Annotated in this window: 14 protein-coding genes and 5 pseudogenes; 14 read left to right on the top strand and 5 right to left on the bottom strand. The window is 58.9% G+C overall.

All coding sequences use genetic code 11. The features are described from left to right. Nucleotides 1–49: 49 nt before the first annotated feature. The gene (locus NXC24_RS36125; RefSeq protein WP_104827718.1) at nucleotides 50–277 is read left to right on the top strand and encodes a hypothetical protein; all 228 of its coding nucleotides are present in this window, start codon (nucleotides 50–52) and stop codon (nucleotides 275–277) included. A 350-nt stretch (nucleotides 278–627) separates the two neighbouring features. Then, the gene (locus NXC24_RS34475; RefSeq protein WP_104827717.1) at nucleotides 628–927 is read left to right on the top strand and encodes a hypothetical protein; all 300 of its coding nucleotides are present in this window, start codon (nucleotides 628–630) and stop codon (nucleotides 925–927) included. A gap of 184 nt (nucleotides 928–1,111) precedes the next feature. On the opposite strand, the gene NXC24_RS34470 is transcribed toward NXC24_RS34475, so the two are convergent. After that, nucleotides 1,112–2,410 carry a mechanosensitive ion channel domain-containing protein gene (locus tag NXC24_RS34470; protein ID WP_104827716.1) on the bottom strand — a complete coding sequence of 433 codons (1,299 nt, stop codon included), beginning with the start codon at nucleotides 2,408–2,410 and terminating at the stop codon, nucleotides 1,112–1,114. A 451-nt stretch (nucleotides 2,411–2,861) separates the two neighbouring features. Then, nucleotides 2,862–3,268, bottom strand: a pseudogene (locus NXC24_RS36120) (transposase); the annotation flags it as partial. Here NXC24_RS36120 and NXC24_RS34460 point away from each other — a divergent pair. The 12 genes and pseudogenes from NXC24_RS34460 to NXC24_RS36115 all read left to right on the top strand — a co-directional run. Then, nucleotides 3,225–3,886, top strand: a pseudogene (locus NXC24_RS34460) (ATP-binding cassette domain-containing protein); the annotation flags it as partial. The pseudogenes NXC24_RS36120 and NXC24_RS34460 sit on opposite strands and share 44 nt — an antisense overlap. A 1-nt stretch (nucleotide 3,887) precedes the next feature. Beyond that, nucleotides 3,888–4,343, top strand: a pseudogene (locus NXC24_RS34455) (serine hydrolase); the annotation flags it as partial. Nucleotides 4,344–4,485: 142 nt separating this feature from the next. Continuing rightward, nucleotides 4,486–5,836, top strand: a pseudogene (locus tag NXC24_RS34450) (M20 family metallopeptidase); the annotation flags it as partial. Between the two features lie 123 nt (nucleotides 5,837–5,959). Then, on the top strand, nucleotides 5,960–7,093 hold the full coding sequence (locus NXC24_RS34445; protein WP_104827714.1) for a transporter substrate-binding domain-containing protein: 1,134 nt from the start codon (nucleotides 5,960–5,962) through the stop codon (nucleotides 7,091–7,093). 1 nt (nucleotide 7,094) lies between these two features. Next, nucleotides 7,095–7,718 (top strand): ANTAR domain-containing protein, encoded by a 624-nt coding sequence (locus NXC24_RS34440; protein ID WP_104827713.1) that lies wholly within the window; start codon nucleotides 7,095–7,097, stop codon nucleotides 7,716–7,718. A 194-nt stretch (nucleotides 7,719–7,912) separates the two neighbouring features. Then, nucleotides 7,913–8,758: a nitrilase family protein gene (locus tag NXC24_RS34435; protein WP_104827712.1), complete on the top strand. Its 846-nt coding sequence runs from the start codon at nucleotides 7,913–7,915 to the stop codon at nucleotides 8,756–8,758. Nucleotides 8,759–8,788: 30 nt separating this feature from the next. Then, nucleotides 8,789–9,937 (top strand): substrate-binding protein, encoded by a 1,149-nt coding sequence (locus NXC24_RS34430; protein WP_104827711.1) that lies wholly within the window; start codon nucleotides 8,789–8,791, stop codon nucleotides 9,935–9,937. 50 nt (nucleotides 9,938–9,987) lie between these two features. Further along, on the top strand, nucleotides 9,988–10,821 hold the full coding sequence (locus NXC24_RS34425; protein WP_104827710.1) for a branched-chain amino acid ABC transporter permease: 834 nt from the start codon (nucleotides 9,988–9,990) through the stop codon (nucleotides 10,819–10,821). Beyond that, a complete protein-coding gene (locus NXC24_RS34420) occupies nucleotides 10,814–12,571 on the top strand; it encodes an ATP-binding cassette domain-containing protein (protein WP_245464133.1) in 1,758 nt (585 codons plus the stop codon). Before NXC24_RS34425 ends, NXC24_RS34420 begins: the two co-directional genes overlap by 8 nt. After that, nucleotides 12,564–13,271 carry an ABC transporter ATP-binding protein gene (locus tag NXC24_RS34415; RefSeq protein WP_104827708.1) on the top strand — a complete coding sequence of 236 codons (708 nt, stop codon included), beginning with the start codon at nucleotides 12,564–12,566 and terminating at the stop codon, nucleotides 13,269–13,271. The genes NXC24_RS34420 and NXC24_RS34415 overlap by 8 nt, the downstream gene beginning before the upstream one ends. 11 nt (nucleotides 13,272–13,282) lie before the next feature. Continuing rightward, entirely contained in the window at nucleotides 13,283–14,440 is a 1,158-nt protein-coding gene (locus NXC24_RS34410; RefSeq protein WP_104827707.1) for an amidase family protein, read from the top strand. 76 nt (nucleotides 14,441–14,516) lie between these two features. Further along, nucleotides 14,517–14,627: pseudogene (locus NXC24_RS36115) on the top strand (restriction endonuclease); the annotation flags it as partial. 835 nt (nucleotides 14,628–15,462) lie between these two features. Here the strand turns inward: NXC24_RS36115 and NXC24_RS34400 are convergent. The 3 genes from NXC24_RS34400 to NXC24_RS34390 form a co-directional block, all read right to left on the bottom strand. Beyond that, complete coding sequence (locus tag NXC24_RS34400; protein ID WP_104827706.1) at nucleotides 15,463–16,056, bottom strand: NADPH-dependent F420 reductase; 594 nt, start codon at nucleotides 16,054–16,056, stop codon at nucleotides 15,463–15,465. Between the two features lie 68 nt (nucleotides 16,057–16,124). Then, nucleotides 16,125–16,583: a nuclear transport factor 2 family protein gene (locus NXC24_RS34395; RefSeq protein ID WP_104827995.1), complete on the bottom strand. Its 459-nt coding sequence runs from the start codon at nucleotides 16,581–16,583 to the stop codon at nucleotides 16,125–16,127. A 41-nt stretch (nucleotides 16,584–16,624) separates the two neighbouring features. Continuing rightward, nucleotides 16,625–17,497 carry an SDR family NAD(P)-dependent oxidoreductase gene (locus tag NXC24_RS34390; protein ID WP_245464132.1) on the bottom strand — a complete coding sequence of 291 codons (873 nt, stop codon included), beginning with the start codon at nucleotides 17,495–17,497 and terminating at the stop codon, nucleotides 16,625–16,627.

Below are 17,497 nucleotides of genomic sequence, written 5' to 3'. Positions count from 1 at the left end.
GGTGTCAGAATGTCTTTTGTGTTATTGGCCATGACAAGGGCTCTGCAACATGTGGGCTATCTTACTCGGAGCGATACTAGTGATCGTGGGGCTTCTTTACCTGTTTCGGGAGGCCCTTGGCGGGCGATTGAGCGAACCGTACAGGTCACTGCAAGGGAATGAAACGTTAGAGCCACAAGGCCAGGGAATCCGATTTCTCGGAGTATCGAGAAACTGGCCGGGATTATTGATCATCGCCGTCGGCGTACTTCTGCTAGTGTTCGGTGGATATCTCTAACTAAGCCACGACGCTTCGCTTGAATGCTCCACTTTCCGCGAGAGACGGCTCAGCCCGGTCGCTACTTCGGAGCCACCTTAACAACCATTTCCGTCCTCGCGCGTTGGCATCGAAAAGGACGGGCTAAGCTATGAAGTCAGAACAGTTTCTCGAACGTTGGAAATCCGAACATATCGACAGCGGCACGCAGCAGGCTGACGCGTTGAAGCTAGTCGAGGAACTTGTCGCCGATGCTGAGAATGAGGCCATTCGCCAGGAAATGCTCGCACAGGCGGCGGGCTCGTCAACTATGTCGTCGGCGCAATCCGGGAAGCGGTCGAGGAGGGGCTTCGGTAGCTGCACCGCGCTCGATGTCTCAACGCCCCGAGATGGGGCCGACGGTCGCTATTTCCGTAGACACGCTTGCCGCGAAAGGCTTCCATCTTGCTCTTGATGTCAAGATCGTTCGGAGAACACACTGGAGGGATGACGAAGTGGTTGACTATCTGCCATATATTGCGGGCGCCGCCCTGGGACTGCTGATTTCATTTATACTGTCGAACCTTCTTGCGCTTTCGGGGACTCCGCAATTGATCCTCTTTGGATTGTTGCCCGCGTTTTGCGGTGCATTGCATGAAAACATCGTTCTGCGGCATTCACGGAAGCGCTAAATAGGCTCAGCACGCGTCTCAGCCCTGCTGGTGCGGTTTGTCCTTCAGCTATGCAGTGTCGGTTCGATCGCACGTCATTCGACGCTCATTGGGTTCGAAATCCCAGCGTCTGTCGCGTGGTCATAACGAGCAACATCGACGCAAGTGCGTCGGCAGGTACCCTATCTATGTTTCGATGCCACGGTTAGTCTTCGCGCGATTGCTTGATTTCGACGGGCGTCCGCATAATGATTTCCCGATGCGGGAACGGGATGGATACGCCAGCTTCCTTGAACGCGTCCCACAGCGCCATCAGCACCTGGCCCCTGACATTTGTCAGACCGTTTGCGGGGTCGGAGATCCAGAAGCGCAGCCGGAAATCCAGCGACGAAGCCCCAAAGCATGTAAGCCAGCATACCGGCGCCTTGTACTCGTTTGCAACGCGATCTACCGAAGAGGCAGTCGCGATCGCAATTCTAGCAACTTCATGGGGATCGCTGTCATAAGCCGTACCAAAGTCGACATCGATCCTGACGTAGTCACTGGAGAACGACCAGTTGACGACCTGCTGGGAGATAAAGTCCTCGTTGGGGATGAGGTATTCCTTACCATCACGCGTGATGACCGAGACGAACCGCGAGCGCAAATCGCGGATTGAACCGAAGGTGTCGCCGAGCGTGATCGTGTCACCTGGCTTGATAGATTTGTCGAGGAGAATGATGATGCCGGAGATGAAGTTCGATACGACCTTCTGAAGGCCGAAGCCTATTCCTACGCCAACTGCACCGGAAAAAACGGTCAACGCCGTGAGGTCGATGCCGGTCGCTGATAAGGCAATTGCGCCGGCGATCATGATCAAACCGATTTTTATGAACTTGCTGATCAGCACCTTGATCGATGGGGAAAGGTCGCCCGACCTCTGTACCCAGTGGGAAAGAACGTTACCGATGAGGACCGCGATCCAAACAAGCGCGACGGCCAAGACGGCGGCTTTTAGCACAAGAAGAAGTGAAAGGCGGACAGCGCCCAGATTGACAGCCAGTCCATCGAGCGCGGAGAACACGGGATCGTCAAGCCGCAGCGCGTATAACGCGACGTAGCCCCAACTAAAGATTGCGACGATACGCGACAAAGCGGGATTACGGATAATCTTGGTCAGAACTGAGATGATGAACCACGCCGCCGTCAGCGTCAGGGCAGTCGAAACTAGCCACCGTTGCGATGGCCAGGTGTTTTGAGTCAGAATGACGTTTACAAGCCATAACCAGACCGCAAGAAAAAGCCACTTCAAGCGTCGCATAAAAGCGATGATGACGCGCAACAGGTCTGGATTACCCTTGATGCGCCTGGCTTTCGATTCCAATGCAGGTTCAGTGCGTGATGCTAAGAATGACGCTGCAACGTAACCGACGGCAATGAAGCCGAATTGGTAGAACGTCCATTCGCTCATTACGAACGTTCTGAACCACTGTTCGAATGCGTCGATTGTCTGCCTGACGTACATGGCTCCGGCCTTTAAACAGCTTCAGGCAGATAAAGGCGTCGACACGAGTTTTTGTTCAATCCACCCAACGATTTCCGGCGATCGGGCGACGGCCACCGATGACAGCGAGCTTCGTTCTCGCGCTCCGTCATGCCAGATGCCATCGCCGACATCATGTAGACGCTGGAAGACGCCTTCAGACAGTCACCGATTTGTAACACCCCACGACTTTGCGCCATGCTTTTTTTGGCGTTGCCTGAGCGGCAAAGAGGAGAACGGTACTGAGCTTTCCTTGCGATGCCGCTTCCCAGAGCCAATTCATTAAGGCCGGCAAGGCCGTTCCCAAAAAGGCCCTGCGGCAAGATATATCTGACGCCAATATCGCGCGACGCGCGACCGACTATTGGCGGCGACGTGGTCCAATTGCCGGGCTGCCCGGAAAGTCCTGGGCTCAACTTGGCCGCAGCGTTTTGCCCGATATCGCTGCAATCTCGCTGTAGGTAAGCCCCTGCTGGCGCAAAGCCTGAAGTATCTCGAATATTTCCCGACGGGATTGTCTGTGGGCCAAGTGGGCACGGCGATGTTGTGCCGTAGCGCCGGCGATAGCATCTTCGGAGAGAATGGGTCTAACATGGGCGTGACCATAAACGCTCGTCTGTTCCTTGATCGCCGCCCTGAGATTTTCGACAAGATGAAAACGGTCAACCACCTGGCGGCCTGCGGAGCACCCTCTCTGGCGGCCTGTGCATGCACGCCGCAGCGATCTCGGCTAACGACCTGAATGGTGTGGTGTTCTTGCAATCATGCTTTTGCGCTCTCAACGCTGCGGTCATCCAGGACATCGCTCGGCCGGACCATTGCCGGTCTTGTCAAGGAGAGCGGAGGCGACATTCGCTTTCAGGGCCGGTCACGCGACGAAGACTGGCGCGATTACCGCCTGAATTGTCAGATGGTCTTCCAGGACCCTTATTCTTCGCTCGATCCGCGCATGACGATCCAGGCGCTTGTCGAGGAGGCGCTCAGGCTCGTGCCGGACCTCGAGGGCGATGCCAAGCGCAAGCGGGCCTTGGAAACGCTGGAGGAGGTTGGTCTTAGCAGTGACTACGCCAACCGCTACCCGCATGAACTGTCGGGCGGCCAGCGGCAACGCGTGGCGATCGCGCGGGCCATTGAGCGACGCCCTCGCTTTCTCATTGCCGACGAGCCGGTTTCAGCGCTCGACGTTACGGTCAGGGCCCAGGTGCTGGAGCTCTTCTCCAATCTGCAGAAGCGCTACGGCTTCTCCTGCCTTTTCATCAGCCACGATCTCGGTGTCGTCGAACAGGTCGCCGACCGCGTCGTCGTCATGCAAGACGGGCGCATCATCGAGGAAGGCGACCGCGACAGGATTTTCGATCACCCGAAGGAGGCCTATACGCGCCGGCTCCTCTCGGCCATTCCCGCCCTGGACCAAACGAAAAGGGTGGTGTGATACTCAAATGGCGCCTGGAGAATTGATGTGGTCAGTCTTTCCAATTCTGCTTCGGTTGCCGAGCGGCTCGCAGAGATCTGCGACACGCAACCCTCCGTAACCCGCTTCTCCCTGCGTGACGCCCTCACCGGCATGATGGTTCTGAGCGGCAATGTCTGCACCAAGATGGTGTTCGAGCGCCTGACGCTGGAGGAGGTCGACACTTATTGCAAGTCGATCGGCCTTGTCGGCACGCACCACCGGTTTCTGATCCCGCCGCTCGCCCTGTCGCCGGATCATGCGCTGAAGTCGGTGACGACCACCACGGCGCGCGACCAGGCCGTACTTCTTCAGATGATCCTCGATGCGCAGACTTCGGCGGCAGCTCAGGAAAAGCTCGGCGTCTCGGCCGCACTCTGTGCCTATGCGCTGCAGACGCTGAAGAACCAGATCCTGCGTTATGCGATCCCGTCCCGACTGCCTTTCGGCACGGTCGTCGCCCACTGGGATGGATTTGCGTCATAACAATCAACGACAGATAAGAGGGTAGAACAGTGAAAAAGCTTCTTCTTGCGGGCGCGGCCCTGCTCGCATTGGCAAATGTCGCGGCAGCGCGCGATATCACCGTTGCGCAGAGTTCGGACCTACGTCCGAACTCCTTGCAAAAGCGCTCGAAGATAACGGCTTTTCGCTCCGGCGTGGCGTGGCAGGCATGGAGACGGCCTTTATCGGCGACTTCGGTGCCGGCAAGCCGGTGATTGCTTTTCTGGGCGAGTTCGATGCCCTGGCCGGCATGAGCCAGGTTGCCAATGTGGCTGAGCGCCAAGCCGTGGTCGATGGCGCGACGGGACATGGCTGCGGGCATAACCTGCTCGGCGTCGGTTCGCTGATGGCGGCGGTTGCGCTTTCCCGGCACATGAAGGCAAATAATCTCCCCGGCACCTTCCGCTATTACGGGTGCCCGGGCGAGGAGGGCGGCTCAGGCAAGACCTTCATGGTGCGGGCCGGGCTCTTCGATGATGTCGATACTGCTCTGACCTGGCATCCGGCGCCGTTCAATGGGGTGCGCTCGACCAACAATCTCGCGGTCATCGAATATTATTATCGATTCAAGGGTGTCGCTGCGCATGCGTCGAACGCGGCCCATCTCGGCCGATCGGCGCTCGATGCGGTAGAGCTGATGAATGTCGGTGTCAATTTTCTGCGCGAGCACATGCCGCAGGATTGCCGCGTGCATTATGCGATCACCGATACGGGCGGCAGGGCCGCGAATGTCGTTCTGGCAGAGGCCGAGGTACTCTATCTGATCCCTTCTCCGGAAATGCCGCAGGCTCTGGATATTGCCAAGCGCGTCGAGAAAGTAGCGCGCGGCGCCGCCATGATGGCGGAAACGGAGGTGCAGATCGTCTTCGACACGGCTTCGACCAATCTCTTGCCGAACATCACGCTCGAAACCGCCATGCACGAGAATATGATGGCGCTCGGCCCGATCGCCTTCGACGAGGCGGATCTTGCTTTTGCCAAATCCATTCAGCAAACCTTTACCGACGAGGCGATCAGGAGCGGTATCCGGCTCTATCAGATCAATGGAGGTGTCTTTTCCAATGCGAAGATCGACGCCGCTGCATCTCGGCTTGCGCGAGTTCGAGGGCCAGTCGCATTTTCGAGCTGGATCGACCGATGTCGGTGATGTCAGCTGGGTGACGCCGACGGCGCAATGCTGGACGTCGGCCTGGGCGATCGGCACCTATCCTCATACCTGGCAGGTGGTCGCCCAGGGAAAGAGCGCAGCCGCCCACAAGGCCATGGCGCATGCTGCAAAGGCGCTTGCGACGACTGGGCTCTCGCTGATGACGACGCCCGAACTTCTGACCGCGGCCAGGGCCGAATGGGCTGACAAGACCGAAGGGCAGGCGTATATCTGCCCGATACCCGACCATGTGACGCCCGGATCGGTTCACAGCGGTAACTCACGTCATTCTGTTAGCGGTGACTAACCCATACCTGTTTGCAACCCGCTTGCGACATCACATGGAAACGCACTAAGGGTAGGGAAATCGAATGCGCGGGATTGAGAAATTCCCTGCTATCGAACTCCAACGGCGTCCGAAGAGGCGAAGATGACAAGCTCCGAATGGCGGGTGGGAGTGCTGTTTTCCAGAAGCGGAATCAGCGAAATCACGGAAACCGAGCACTTTCTTGGCACCGCGCTTGCGATCGAAGAGGTCAACGCGGCCGGAGGCGTGCTTGGCAAGCCCATCGTTCCGATCGCCTATGATCCGGGCGGCGATCAAACTGCCTATCGCAATCTGGCGCGGCGCCTCCTGGCCGACGACGACGTCAATATCATCTTCGGCGCGTCGATGTCGGCCAGCCGTAAAGCCGTGCTGCCGATTGTCGAGCGGCATAACGGGCTGTTGTTTTATCCCTCGATGTACGAAGGATTCGAGTATTCGGAGAATGTGATCTACACCGGCGCCACGCTCAATCAGAACACCTTCGCGCTCGCGGAATACCTGCTCCGCAACCATGGACGCCGGATCCTCTTCGTCGGAGCGGACTATATTTATCCGCGCGAATCCAATCGGGTCATGCGGGATGTGGTGGAGGCAAAGGGCGGTGAAGTCGTCAGCGAGCGATATCTTCCTCTCCATGCCGACGAGCAAATGCTGCGTTCCGTTATTTCCGATATCGTTCGTCTCGAGCCCGATGCCATCTTCTCGACGCTCATCGGGCGGCCGGCGCAGCGTTTTTACCGCATGTATGCCGAGGCGGGAATCGATCGAAGGCGGGTTCCGATTGCCAGTCTGACCATGGCCGAGAGCGAGATTCGCGAGATTGGAGCCGACGCTTGCACCGGCCATATTCTTTCGGCGACTTATTTCCAGACGGTCGAAAACGAGGCGAACGAGCGTTTCGTAGCGGCGTTCAAAGCCCGTTTCGGCCAGGACTTCACCACGAGCGTGTGGTCGCAACCGGCCTATGCGCAGGTTCACCTGTTCGCCCGAGCGCTTGCCCGGGCCGGCTCGCTCGATACCCATCGCATTTCCGAGGAAATTCTCCTGGAAGATTTTCTTGCTCCGGAAGGTCGCATCAATTTCGACGCCGATACCCGTCATCTATGGCTGCACCCCCGCATCGGCGTGGCGCGGGCCGACGGGCTTTTCGACATTGCCTGGCAAGCGCCTGGACCGATCCGGCCGGACCCGTATCTGACGGCTTCGCGGTTCGAAGACGTTTGGCTGGAGGCCTGAGATGGCGGGACCGAGCCGGATTATTCAGGATTTGCGGCGCGCACGCGTTCTGGTTGTCCATCCGCGCGACGAGGACGGCAACTTGCTGATCGCCCATCTCAAGCGCCTTGGCTGCGAGGTTCGGGCGACCTGGCCGCTTCCGCCCGCCTTGCCTCCCGACGTAGACACCGTCTTCCTGCATGTCGAGGATGTCCATGTCGAGCACGCGCTTGAGATCATCGACCTCCAGCAGACGGCGGTCATCGCCATCCTGACATATGAGAGCCCGACAGCACTCCAGGCGATCATCGACCTCAACGCCCACGGCGTTATCAGCAAACCGCTGCGGCCGCTCGGCATTCTGACGCAATTTGCGCTTGCACGCTATCGGCAAAGTTACGAAAAGCGACTCGCCGGTAAGGTGCAGAAACTCGAGGAAACGTTGAAAAGTCGCCGGCTGGTCGAAAAAGCCGTTTCGGCGCTGCGGGTCATGAATGGTCTCGACGAGGACGCGGCCTATAAGCTCTTGCGCGATCAGGCGACGTCAAAGCGTGTTCCGATGGCGACGATCGCCGAATCCATCATCGCCGCGCAGGACACCATGAAAAGCCTTGGACTGTCCATCGGCGGAAAACCTCAAATTTAAACCCTTAGCTGTATCTACGCACCTTTTGAAAAAGCCCGATAAAGCGGCTTGACGGTCCCATTCTTTCGTGCAAGCCTAAAGATAACGAGCAGGTTTGCTCAGCGGCAGGGCTGCCGCATTCACATCATGGCTATGTAGCCTCTGGTTCACGGATTGAATTCCGTGCCAGAGGTTTTTTGCGTTTGGAGACGAGATTGAGCATCAAGACCTCGACCGCGCGGACGGTAACCGTCGCAACCGTCCAGTTCGAACCGATCGTCGGCGATCGCGCCCATAACCTCGCAGCCATCGAGCGGCTGGCAAGGGCAGCGAAGGCCAAGGGCGCAGAAATCATCGTTCTGCCGGAACTGGCCGACAGCGGCTATAACTTCCGTGACGGCGACGAGGTTGCCGCATTGGCCGGCCCGGTACCCGGCGGCCCGAGCGCCGAGACGCTCTGCCGCCTTGCCGCGGAGCTTGCCCTTTATATCGTCAGCGGCGTTGCCGAGCAGGATGGCGGCCGGTTTTACAACAGCGCTCTTCTCTGCGGTCCCGAGGGATATATCGGCAAATACCGCAAGCTCCATCTGTGGAACAACGAAAACCGTCTTTTCGGAAAAGGTGATATCGGGCTGCCGGTATTTGACCTGCCCTTCGGCCGCATCGGCATCGCCATCTGCTATGACGGGTGGTTTCCGGAAACGTTTCGCGAATTGGCGCTGGCCGGCGCGGAACTGGTCTGCGTGCCCACCAACTGGGTACCGATGGCCGGGGCGGAAAGCGCTGCGGAGCCGATGGCCAATATCCTGCACAAGGCGGCCGCCCACACCAATGGCCTTTATATCGCTTGCGCCGACCGGATCGGTATTGAGCGCGGCCAGACCTTCATCGGCCGCAGCCTTATCGTCGGCCCGCTAGGCTGGCCCGTGTCCGGTCCGGCCAGTGCCGATCGCGAGGAAATCCTCCTTGCACAAATCGATCTGTCGAGCGTCACGGAAACCCGCACGCTTAACAGCTTCAATCATCTGCTCGGCGACCGCCGAGCCGATGTCTACGGATAATATCAACCCAACTCAAGAAAGGGGAACAAAATGCAAATGAAAACCATCATCCTGACACTGGCATCCGCGGCATTCGCCACCGCAGCTTTCGCCGAGGATCCAATCAAGATCGGCGTGCCGGTGGGGCTGTCAGGCGCCAACAGCGTCGTCGCACCGTCCGTCGTCCAAGCCGCCGAACTCGCCGTCGAAGAAATCAATGCCAAAGGCGGCGTGCTCGGGCGGCCGTTGGCGCTCGAGATCGCCGACGACGCATCAGGGGCGGCCGGCGCACAAAAGGCCTTCGATTCCCTGGTCTTCCAGAAAGAGGTGAACGTCGTCATCTCCATGGAAACGAGCGCTGCACGCAATGCCGGACTGCCGATCATTTCCAAGGGTGACGTGCCGTATATCTACACGTCTTTCTACGAAGGCAAATCCTGCAACGCCAAGCTTTTCGTCGATGCCTGGGTTCCAGAACAGCAGGTGCCGCCTGTCGTCGATAATTTCATCAGCAAACAGGGCGCAAAGAAGTTCTTCCTGATCGGTTCGGATTATGCTTTCGGACGCGGCATGCTGACCTTCGCCAAAGGCTATATCGAAAAAGCCGGCGCTCAGGTCGTCGGCGAGGAATATCTGCCGATGGACGGCAGCGACTGGACTGCCATCATCTCCAAGGTCCGCTCCTCCGGCGCCGACGCCATCATTACCTCGACGGCCGGCGGCGCACCGAACGTGACCTTGACCAAGCAGTTGCGCTCCTCCGGCGTCACCCTGCCTTACGGCAATCTCGCGGTCGACGAAGGCACCGCCAAGAGCATGGGCGCGGATGCCAAGGACATCTTCCTCTCCGCCTCCTACGTCACCGGCATCGACAGCCCTGAAAACAAGGCGTTCCTCTCGGCCATGGAAAAGAAATTCGGCAAGGAACTGCGAACGCCGAACGATCTTTCCGTGCCGCAATATGAGGCGATCTACCTTTACAAAGCAGCCGTCGAGAAGGCCGGCAGCACGGATACGGCGGATGTGCTCAAGGCTCTTCCCGACGTATCCTTCACCGGTCCGCGCGGCAAGATCTCCATGAACAAGCAGCACCATGCGCCGCTGACGATGTATCTTGGCCAGGTAAAGAACGACGGCAGCGTTGCAGTCGTCGATAGCTTCAAAGACGTCGATCCTGGCGATCAGTGCCCGAACCTCTGAAATCAGCGGGGCGGGGCAGGGCCCCCGCCTCCAGCATCGGAGTTCCAGAAATGACCCTCTTTCTCGATATCGTCAGTACCGCGGCCATTCTCTTCATCGTTGCCGCCGGGCTGCTTGCGATCTTCGGCGTGCTGAAGATCATCAATTTCGCGCATGGCGCATGGCTGACCATCGGGGCTTACTGCGCCGTCGTCGTCAGCGGATTCGGCCTCAATCCATGGCTTGCCATTCCTTTCGCATTTCTGGTCGGAGCGATCCTCGGCGGCGTTGCCGAACGGTTCATCGTGCGGCCTCTTTATCGACGACCGCTCGACGCCATTCTTGCAACCTGGGGGCTAGGCATCGTCATCGGCCAACTGATCACGCTTTGGTTTGGTCGCGATGTGCAGTTCACACCGGCTCTGCTGCCCGGCACCTTCGATCTCTTCGGCATCGGCTACTCGGCCTACCGCCTTTTCGCCATTGCGGCGGCTATCGGTCTGGGTCTCGGTTTCACCTTGCTGCTCGATGGGACAAGGCTTGGTCTTTCCGCGCGGGCAGTCATCATGAACGAAACGCTGGCGCGCGGGCTCGGTATCGACACCGAAAAGGTGCGGCTCGCAACCTTCATGATCGGCACCGGCCTTGCCGCCCTTGCAGGCGTGCTGCTCGCGCCGCTGACCAGCGTCGATCCCAATATGGGCGTCGCCTGGCTGACCGGCGCCTTCATGCTGGTGATGGTCGCGTGCTCTTCTTTCGGCGCGCTTGCCGCCGCCTGTCTCATCTTCGGCGCCGCTCAGGTGCTCGTCAGCACCTATTTCAGTCCGATCCTCGGCGGCATCACCGTCGCCGTCCTCTGCGCAGTCACATTGCGCATACGTCCGAAAGGATTTGCCCGTGCCTGACAAACAGAAACTCCGGCTTGTTCTTTTGCTGGCGCTGGCGTCTGCAGCACTTCTGCTGATCGCTTTCGGACCGATGTTCCTCGGCCGCTTCAGCCTCAACGTCCTCACGCGTTCGATGATTTACGCCATGCTGGCGATCACCGTCGATTTGCTGTGGGGCTATACGGGCGTTCTCACCTTCGGGCAGGCGGCATTCTTTGGCGTCGGCGCCTATGCCACCGCCATGGTTCTCACCCATATTGGCGCAAGCCCGGCGCTTTTCGTCGTCGCCCTTGTCGCCGCCGTGCTCGTTCCGCTCCTGCTTGGTCTCGCGGTCGGCTGGCTGTCGTTCTATCACGGATCGACACCGCTCTATGCCACCGTGATCTCGCTCGTTGTGCCGATCGTCGTTACACAGCTCGTCTTTTCGGGCGGTACCTGGACCGGCTCCTCGAGCGGCCTCGTCGGTTACGAAACTCTCCCGCTCGGGCTTTCCGGCTATTTTCGCCTATCGGGCACCTGCTTGCTGGCTTTGGCTGTTCTTGGGATCGTCTTTGTCCGGTCGGACGCCGGCCGTCTGCTCGCTGCAATCCGCGACAATGAAGCCCGCGTCGCCTATCTGGGCATGAACCCCGCCCGGACGAAAATCGTCCTGGTCGGCGTTCTTGCCGGCGTATGTGGCCTTGCGGGTTTCCTCTATGCCAATGCGTCCGGTGTCGTCGCGCCCGAGAACACCGGGTTCGTATTCGGAACCGAACTCGTCGTCTGGACGGCGCTTGGTGGTCGGGGAACAATCATCGGGCCCTTGTTCGGCGCAATCGGCATCGATTATCTGAGCGCCAGCCTGTCGGGCGATCTACCCTTCCTGTGGCAACTGATCGTCGGTGCGCTCTTCGTCGTCATGATCATCCTTTTGCCGGGCGGCCTCGCCTCCTTGGTGACGCGTTTCCTGCAGTCCGCAAACTCCAACAGCACTTTGAAGCCCTTGCCGACGCGCATCGTCGCCAAGAATGGTGGGTTGGCAGGCGGAAGCCTTCTGTCGATCCGCGGTCTCGGCAAGTCCTATGGCAGCTTATCCGTGCTGAAGGGCATCGACCTTGAAATCGGCGCCGGAGAACTCGTCAGCCTGGTCGGCCCGAACGGCGCCGGCAAGACCACTCTGATGCGTTGTCTGTCGGACGGTACCCAAGAGATCGAAGGTCAAGTGGATATCATCGGTACGAATATCGCTGGTCGTTCACCCGAACGGATCGTCGCCCTCGGTGTCGGCCGGAAATTTCAGGTCGCCAGCATCTTCGACAGCATGACCATCGGCGAATGCCTGAAGATGGCGCGTCTCAGCCGTGAGACGCCCAACCCGATGCGCTCGTCCGCCGAGATCGTGCTGCCGGCTGCTGCGGCCGAGATCCTGATGCTCACCGGCATGGCTGACATGCTGGACAAACCGGTCTCGCTACTGTCGCACGGTCAAAGGCAGGCTCTCGAGCTGGCGATGGTCGTAGCTCTGGAGCCACGCATCATTCTGCTCGACGAGCCGACTGCGGGCCTAACCAAGACCGAGCGCATGACCATCGGCGCCATCCTCAAGAAACTCACGGACGAGATGGGTTTCGCCGCCATCCTGGTGGAACACGATCTCGATTTCGTGCGTGACATATCGAGCCGCATCGTGGTTCTCCACCAAGGCAAGCTTGTTCTCGACGGCACGGTGAATGACGTGGTCAATTCCGAAACGGTTCGCACCATCTACGCAGGAGGCGCCCATGGCTGACGCGTTCAAACTCAAGCTCAGCGGCGTATCGAGCGGATATGGCGCGGTCGATGTCGTCAATGGCGTGTCGCTCGCCATCCGGCCCGGCGAGATCTTTGCCCTCATGGGCAAGAACGGCATGGGCAAAACGACGCTGCTGAAGACGATCCTCGGCTTCCTGCGTGCCGGCAAAGGTACAATCGAGGTCGATGGTGCCGTTATCATCGACAGGAAGCCTGCGGAACTAATCGCTTCCGGAATCGGCTATGCACCTCAAGAATTGCCGTTGTTTCAGGATCTCTCCATCCGCGACAATCTGCGCCTCGCGCTCAAAGGCGATCGGGATCTGGCATCCGCGCTGGAGAGGGTCTACGGCTATTTCCCGTTTCTGAAGGACCGGCTGCCCCAGAAGGCCGGCACGCTTTCGGGGGGTGAGCAGAAAATGCTGATCCTGGCGCGGGCGCTGATGCTGCGGCCAAAGCTGCTGCTGATCGACGAAATCTCCGAAGGCCTGCAGCCCTCTGTCGTACAGAACATTGCCAAAGCGCTGAGGCACGACCGTGAGCAGCGCGGCACGACCATCCTGCTGGTCGAACAGAACCTGGACTTCGCCCTTTCCGTGGCGGACCGCTGGGCCATTCTCAAACTTGGAGCGATCGAAGACGAAAGCCCCAATGGTCCAGACAGCCGCAACCGTGTCTTGCAGCATCTGAAGATCTAGGGAGCGGTTAAGTGCAGGACCGGTGGAATGCATTCATGCCCTATCCGCAGGTAGATGTCGGCCACGCATCCGCCGGCCCGCTTTCCGGCCTTCGCCTCGCAGTGAAGGACCTTTTTGACGTCGCCGGCTATCCTACGGCGGCCGGCAATGCCGCGGTGCTCGCTGCCTCCGGCATCAAGACATCGACAGCACCCCTAGTGCAAACGGTTTTGGATGCGGGAGCCCGGTTTATAGGCAAGACCAATACCGATGAACTTGCCTATTCCCTCATCGGCGGTAACATCCATTTCGGCATGCCGACCAATCCTTCCGATCCCGATATCATTCCTGGCGGCTCGTCATCGGGTTCAGCCGTCGCGGTCGCTGCAGGCCTTGCGGATATCGGCCTCGGGACGGATACCTCCGGCTCCATCCGACTGCCTGCCGCCGTCAACGGGCTCGTTGGCTGGCGGCCAACACATGGAAGCCTCGACACCGGAGCGCTGCGCCCCCTGGCACCGAGCTTCGACGTGCCCGGTTTCATGACGAGAAGCCTGGAGCCAATGGCCGCAATCATGAGTGCAGTCGGGATACCCGCAGTAGACGACAGGCCGTCGTCTGTTCTGATAGCCGCGAATATCTTTGACAGCGTCGACCAAGACGTGGCGGACCAATTGATCGCCTTTCTTCGATCGGCTGCCATCCCCGTTCGTGAGGTAGGCTCGATCAGCTCGCTCAGCTTGGACGAGCTTGCTTTGGCATTCGTCACCATTCTCCAAAAGGAAGCCTGGGAAAGCAACAAATTATTTTTCGAGCGAAGTCCGCAGTCTATCGCACCCGACATCGCCGCGCGTCTTCTGGCAGGATCTTGCCTGAGCGAGGAAGAGGTGCGGGAGGCACGCCGGGTTCGAGAGAACCTTTCGAGGGAGATCGACCGATTGCTCGGCGACGGCGTCGTTATCGCTCTTCCGACATTGGCCACGAGCCCACCAAGGCGTGATGCTACGGTGGAAAGCTTTGCTGCGTTTCGCTCCACCTGCATCAAGTTTCTCTGTCTCTCAGGCCTCAGCGGTTGCCCGCAACTGACGGTTCCAATCGTCGGTTCGGCCCAGAGCGCTTCGGTTTCTTTGGTTGGCGCAAGAACCGCCGACAGGATGCTCGTCAATGTGGCGATGCGAGTGGGTGATTGAAGAGCGGCGCTATCGAAAAGCAGTTCCCGTAGTGTTGACGGGGTTGCAAAGATTGCTCTTCATTTGCATCAGGCGCGTTCGCGGCCTTGTTAACAAAACTGGCAAAGCGATCGTGCCGAACGGAATTTCCGAGCGGCCGCACCCACAGTTCCTCAGGTGGCATCGCGAGAACTGCTTCAAGCACTGAAGGCGACGACTGCGGCAAGTTGATTGGATCATCCGGATCAGTCCGGCGAGGCTATCTTCTGGTGGAGCATCCTTGCAAATTTCGTCAGCCCATTTTGCTGAAGCGCGTCGATGAAACCTTCAACCGTTGGCGTTGTCTTGCGCAGATTAAGCCGCGCACGTTTGACGCTGGAGATCAGCGCGTCGGGAAACGCAGCATGGAGTTTCGGTCAGGAAATCATCAGGCGTCTTGCTCGTCACGCCCGTGAGGGCGGAGGTCTTGTGCTGGGAAATCCTTCAGGTATCTGACCGAAGCTGCTCAGAATTTCACCTCCAAATCAAATATCCAAGCCATTGGACGCGGTACCAGCCTTATAGTCGCCCGTATAGGCAATAGATGGCGCCTCATCAGCAGAGACAACGCTCGTCGCCGCAGAAGTGGCCAAAGTGGCGGAACCCGCTGCGATTTTTAGAAAGTCCCGACGCGTGTTGCTGTTCATTGCCCCGATCTTTCGCTGTTCGATAGTGAGTTTTTGGTCACCGTTTCGGCGATTGCCAGTTTGATACCGCTTCGCTAGGCAATCGGTAGCCCTAAGATTTGCAGAACTGTGCCGTGAAACCTGGAACAGCTCATACGACCGTTGTGGAACAGCGAGTTCTGATTCCCTCTTGATTGAAGCACTGACGAGCGCTTCGCCTTCAATCTGGGACCTTCCAAGATCATTTCTGGGATCCGAAAAGCAATGGGAAGGGGCATTTTCTATTAGTCAATCGAAACATGCATAGTCTGACGCAAAGCCCACGGTCGCGCTCAAGAACGGATTTGACTGACCGTTCTCTTGTCATCGGCCTACCAATTATCCGAGTTGGACGAACTCCTTGGCGGCAACGCCGCCACCGAATTGCTGGGCACGGCCGCCTTCAGCGATGCCGCCCAGATCGACAGCGGCGAAGCCGAGGCGCTCGATGAGCTCGGCAACAGCAGTCCGGGCCGACACGTCATCGCCCGAAACAAACAAAACGCGACGGCCGCCGGATATCGCTGGATCAGCCCCGAGCCGGGCCGCCAAGAGCGTGTTGAAGGCCTTCACGACTCTGGCACCTGAAACAGCATCGGCAACGATCTGCGTGGATAGTCGGCCCTTAAGGTCGCGCGGCGTGAAGGCGGGGAAGTCGATAGCGTTCGTCGCGTCCACCACGATGCGGCCGTCCCATTCGACACCTTTTACCGCATTGGGTACGGCGTCGAATGGGATCGCTAAAATGACAACATTGGCCTGAAGGGCTTCCGCAGCCGTCACCGGCTTCACCCGATCACCGAGCTCCGTGACCAAGCCGGCCAGGCTCTCCGGACCCTTGGTGTTGGCGAGCGATACATTGATTTCTTTGGCGGCAAACCGCCGGGCGAGCGCGCTGCCGATAGCTCCCGATCCGAGAATGGCATACTTCATTAAAAGAGTCCTTTCGCAGTTCTCTATTTCCGCCCGTGGAGCTTGGCTCCGTACCGCCGGATCTTCTTTCAGAACATATCATTTGGATTGGCGCGGGGGATATTCGGGGCGACCCATGGAGCCGAATTATCCGAGCTGCCGACGAATTGCAGAACATCCCAATGTTCCACCGCTTTTCCATCGGCATCCATTCGGTAGATATCGACACCGGCGACACCGGGGTCATCAGTATCGTCATTGAAAAGATTCACGAAATTCACGTGGGTCCAGACATAGTCACCAGTCGCGATGAGACGGTGGATAACGACACGCGCGTTCGCGCGCTCATGCGTAACCTGGCCAAAATATTTCCCCAAAGCATCCGAGCCGTCGGCGATTAGCGGGTTGTGCTGGACGTAATCAGGACTGACGAACTTGGCTGTCGCTTCCGCCGATTTCTTCTGATTGATCATCAAATCATAGAGGGCCAGCACATTATCTTTGTTACGAACGGCGCGGGCATCATTGGGGTCTACGAGTACGAGCATGGATTCCTCTTTCGTTGGAAGCGAATGGCTATCGGACAAATTCAACTTAGACCGACGATTTGAAGGCGCAGGGCATCCAGCTCCGCATCGGATTTCTCACGAGCCGCGCGAAGCATCTGGTCGGCGTCGGGGCCGACCGGGGCGCGGCTCGGTGCGGGGACCTGCTCTGCCAGTTCGATCACGCGCTTGGCGGCCGAAACTGAGTCAAGGCCGCTACTCTGCATGGTGTTGAGTGTGGTGGCGAATGTGTCGAACGCCTGGCCGTACAATGCGCGCTCTTCAAGCGTCATACCGTCGGCGACGCGAGCGAGGGCGGAAGCTGTCTTCGCCGGGCCGCCGGTTCTCATATTGCCAGCAGGCGCTACTACGACATCGATGCCAAAAGACTTCAGTTCAGCGCGGTAGACTGCTGCGAACACCTCCATGGCCGCCTTCGATGCGCCAGACGGCCCGTTGAAGGGGAGCGGCACGGTAGCCGTCCAGGTGCTGACTTGAACAATGCGCCCAGGCGCCTTGCGCAACGCCGGCAGGAAGGCGTTGATGACCGACAAAGCCCCAAACACATTGACGTCGAACTCGTGCCGGATGGCGTCGAGTGACAAAAGCTCGATCGGGCCTGGAGTCAGGATCCCCGCATTGTTGATCAGGATGTCGAGCCCGGCGGCGCCGAGCGCGTCGGACACGCCGCCTGCCCAGGCTTTTACGGCCTGCTCCTTGGTCATATCACAAACTGTCAGGCTGACACGCCCATCGGAGGCGTCTTTCAGGTCATGAACCTCCGCCGGGGACATCGCCGTGCCGAAAACGATGTAGCCCTTGGCGGCAAGCCCAAGGGCAATATCGCGGCCGAGACCCCCTCCTGCTCCGGTTATCGCAACGGAACGACCGGAATGTTGCGAGGTCGATGACATCAT

The sequence above is a fragment of the Rhizobium sp. NXC24 genome (genome assembly GCF_002944315.1).
In the GTDB taxonomy this organism is placed as follows: Bacteria; Pseudomonadota; Alphaproteobacteria; order Rhizobiales; family Rhizobiaceae; genus Rhizobium.
Note: the sequence above shows the minus strand (reverse complement) of the source record. Positions and strands in the feature narration are given on the sequence as shown.

Coding starts and splice junctions, on each gene's coding strand:
- NXC24_RS34415 (WP_104827708.1), top strand. CDS start 12,564: ATGGCTGACGCGTTCAAACTCAAGCTCAGCGGCGTATCGAGCGGATAT.
- NXC24_RS34430 (WP_104827711.1), top strand. CDS start 8,789: ATGCAAATGAAAACCATCATCCTGACACTGGCATCCGCGGCATTCGCC.
- NXC24_RS34440 (WP_104827713.1), top strand. CDS start 7,095: ATGGCGGGACCGAGCCGGATTATTCAGGATTTGCGGCGCGCACGCGTT.
- NXC24_RS34475 (WP_104827717.1), top strand. CDS start 628: ATGTCTCAACGCCCCGAGATGGGGCCGACGGTCGCTATTTCCGTAGAC.
- NXC24_RS34445 (WP_104827714.1), top strand. CDS start 5,960: ATGACAAGCTCCGAATGGCGGGTGGGAGTGCTGTTTTCCAGAAGCGGA.
- NXC24_RS34395 (WP_104827995.1), bottom strand. CDS start 16,583: ATGCTCGTACTCGTAGACCCCAATGATGCCCGCGCCGTTCGTAACAAA.
- NXC24_RS34390 (WP_245464132.1), bottom strand. CDS start 17,497: ATGATGTCATCGACCTCGCAACATTCCGGTCGTTCCGTTGCGATAACC.
- NXC24_RS34400 (WP_104827706.1), bottom strand. CDS start 16,056: ATGAAGTATGCCATTCTCGGATCGGGAGCTATCGGCAGCGCGCTCGCC.
- NXC24_RS34425 (WP_104827710.1), top strand. CDS start 9,988: ATGACCCTCTTTCTCGATATCGTCAGTACCGCGGCCATTCTCTTCATC.
- NXC24_RS36125 (WP_104827718.1), top strand. CDS start 50: ATGTGGGCTATCTTACTCGGAGCGATACTAGTGATCGTGGGGCTTCTT.
- NXC24_RS34470 (WP_104827716.1), bottom strand. CDS start 2,410: ATGTACGTCAGGCAGACAATCGACGCATTCGAACAGTGGTTCAGAACG.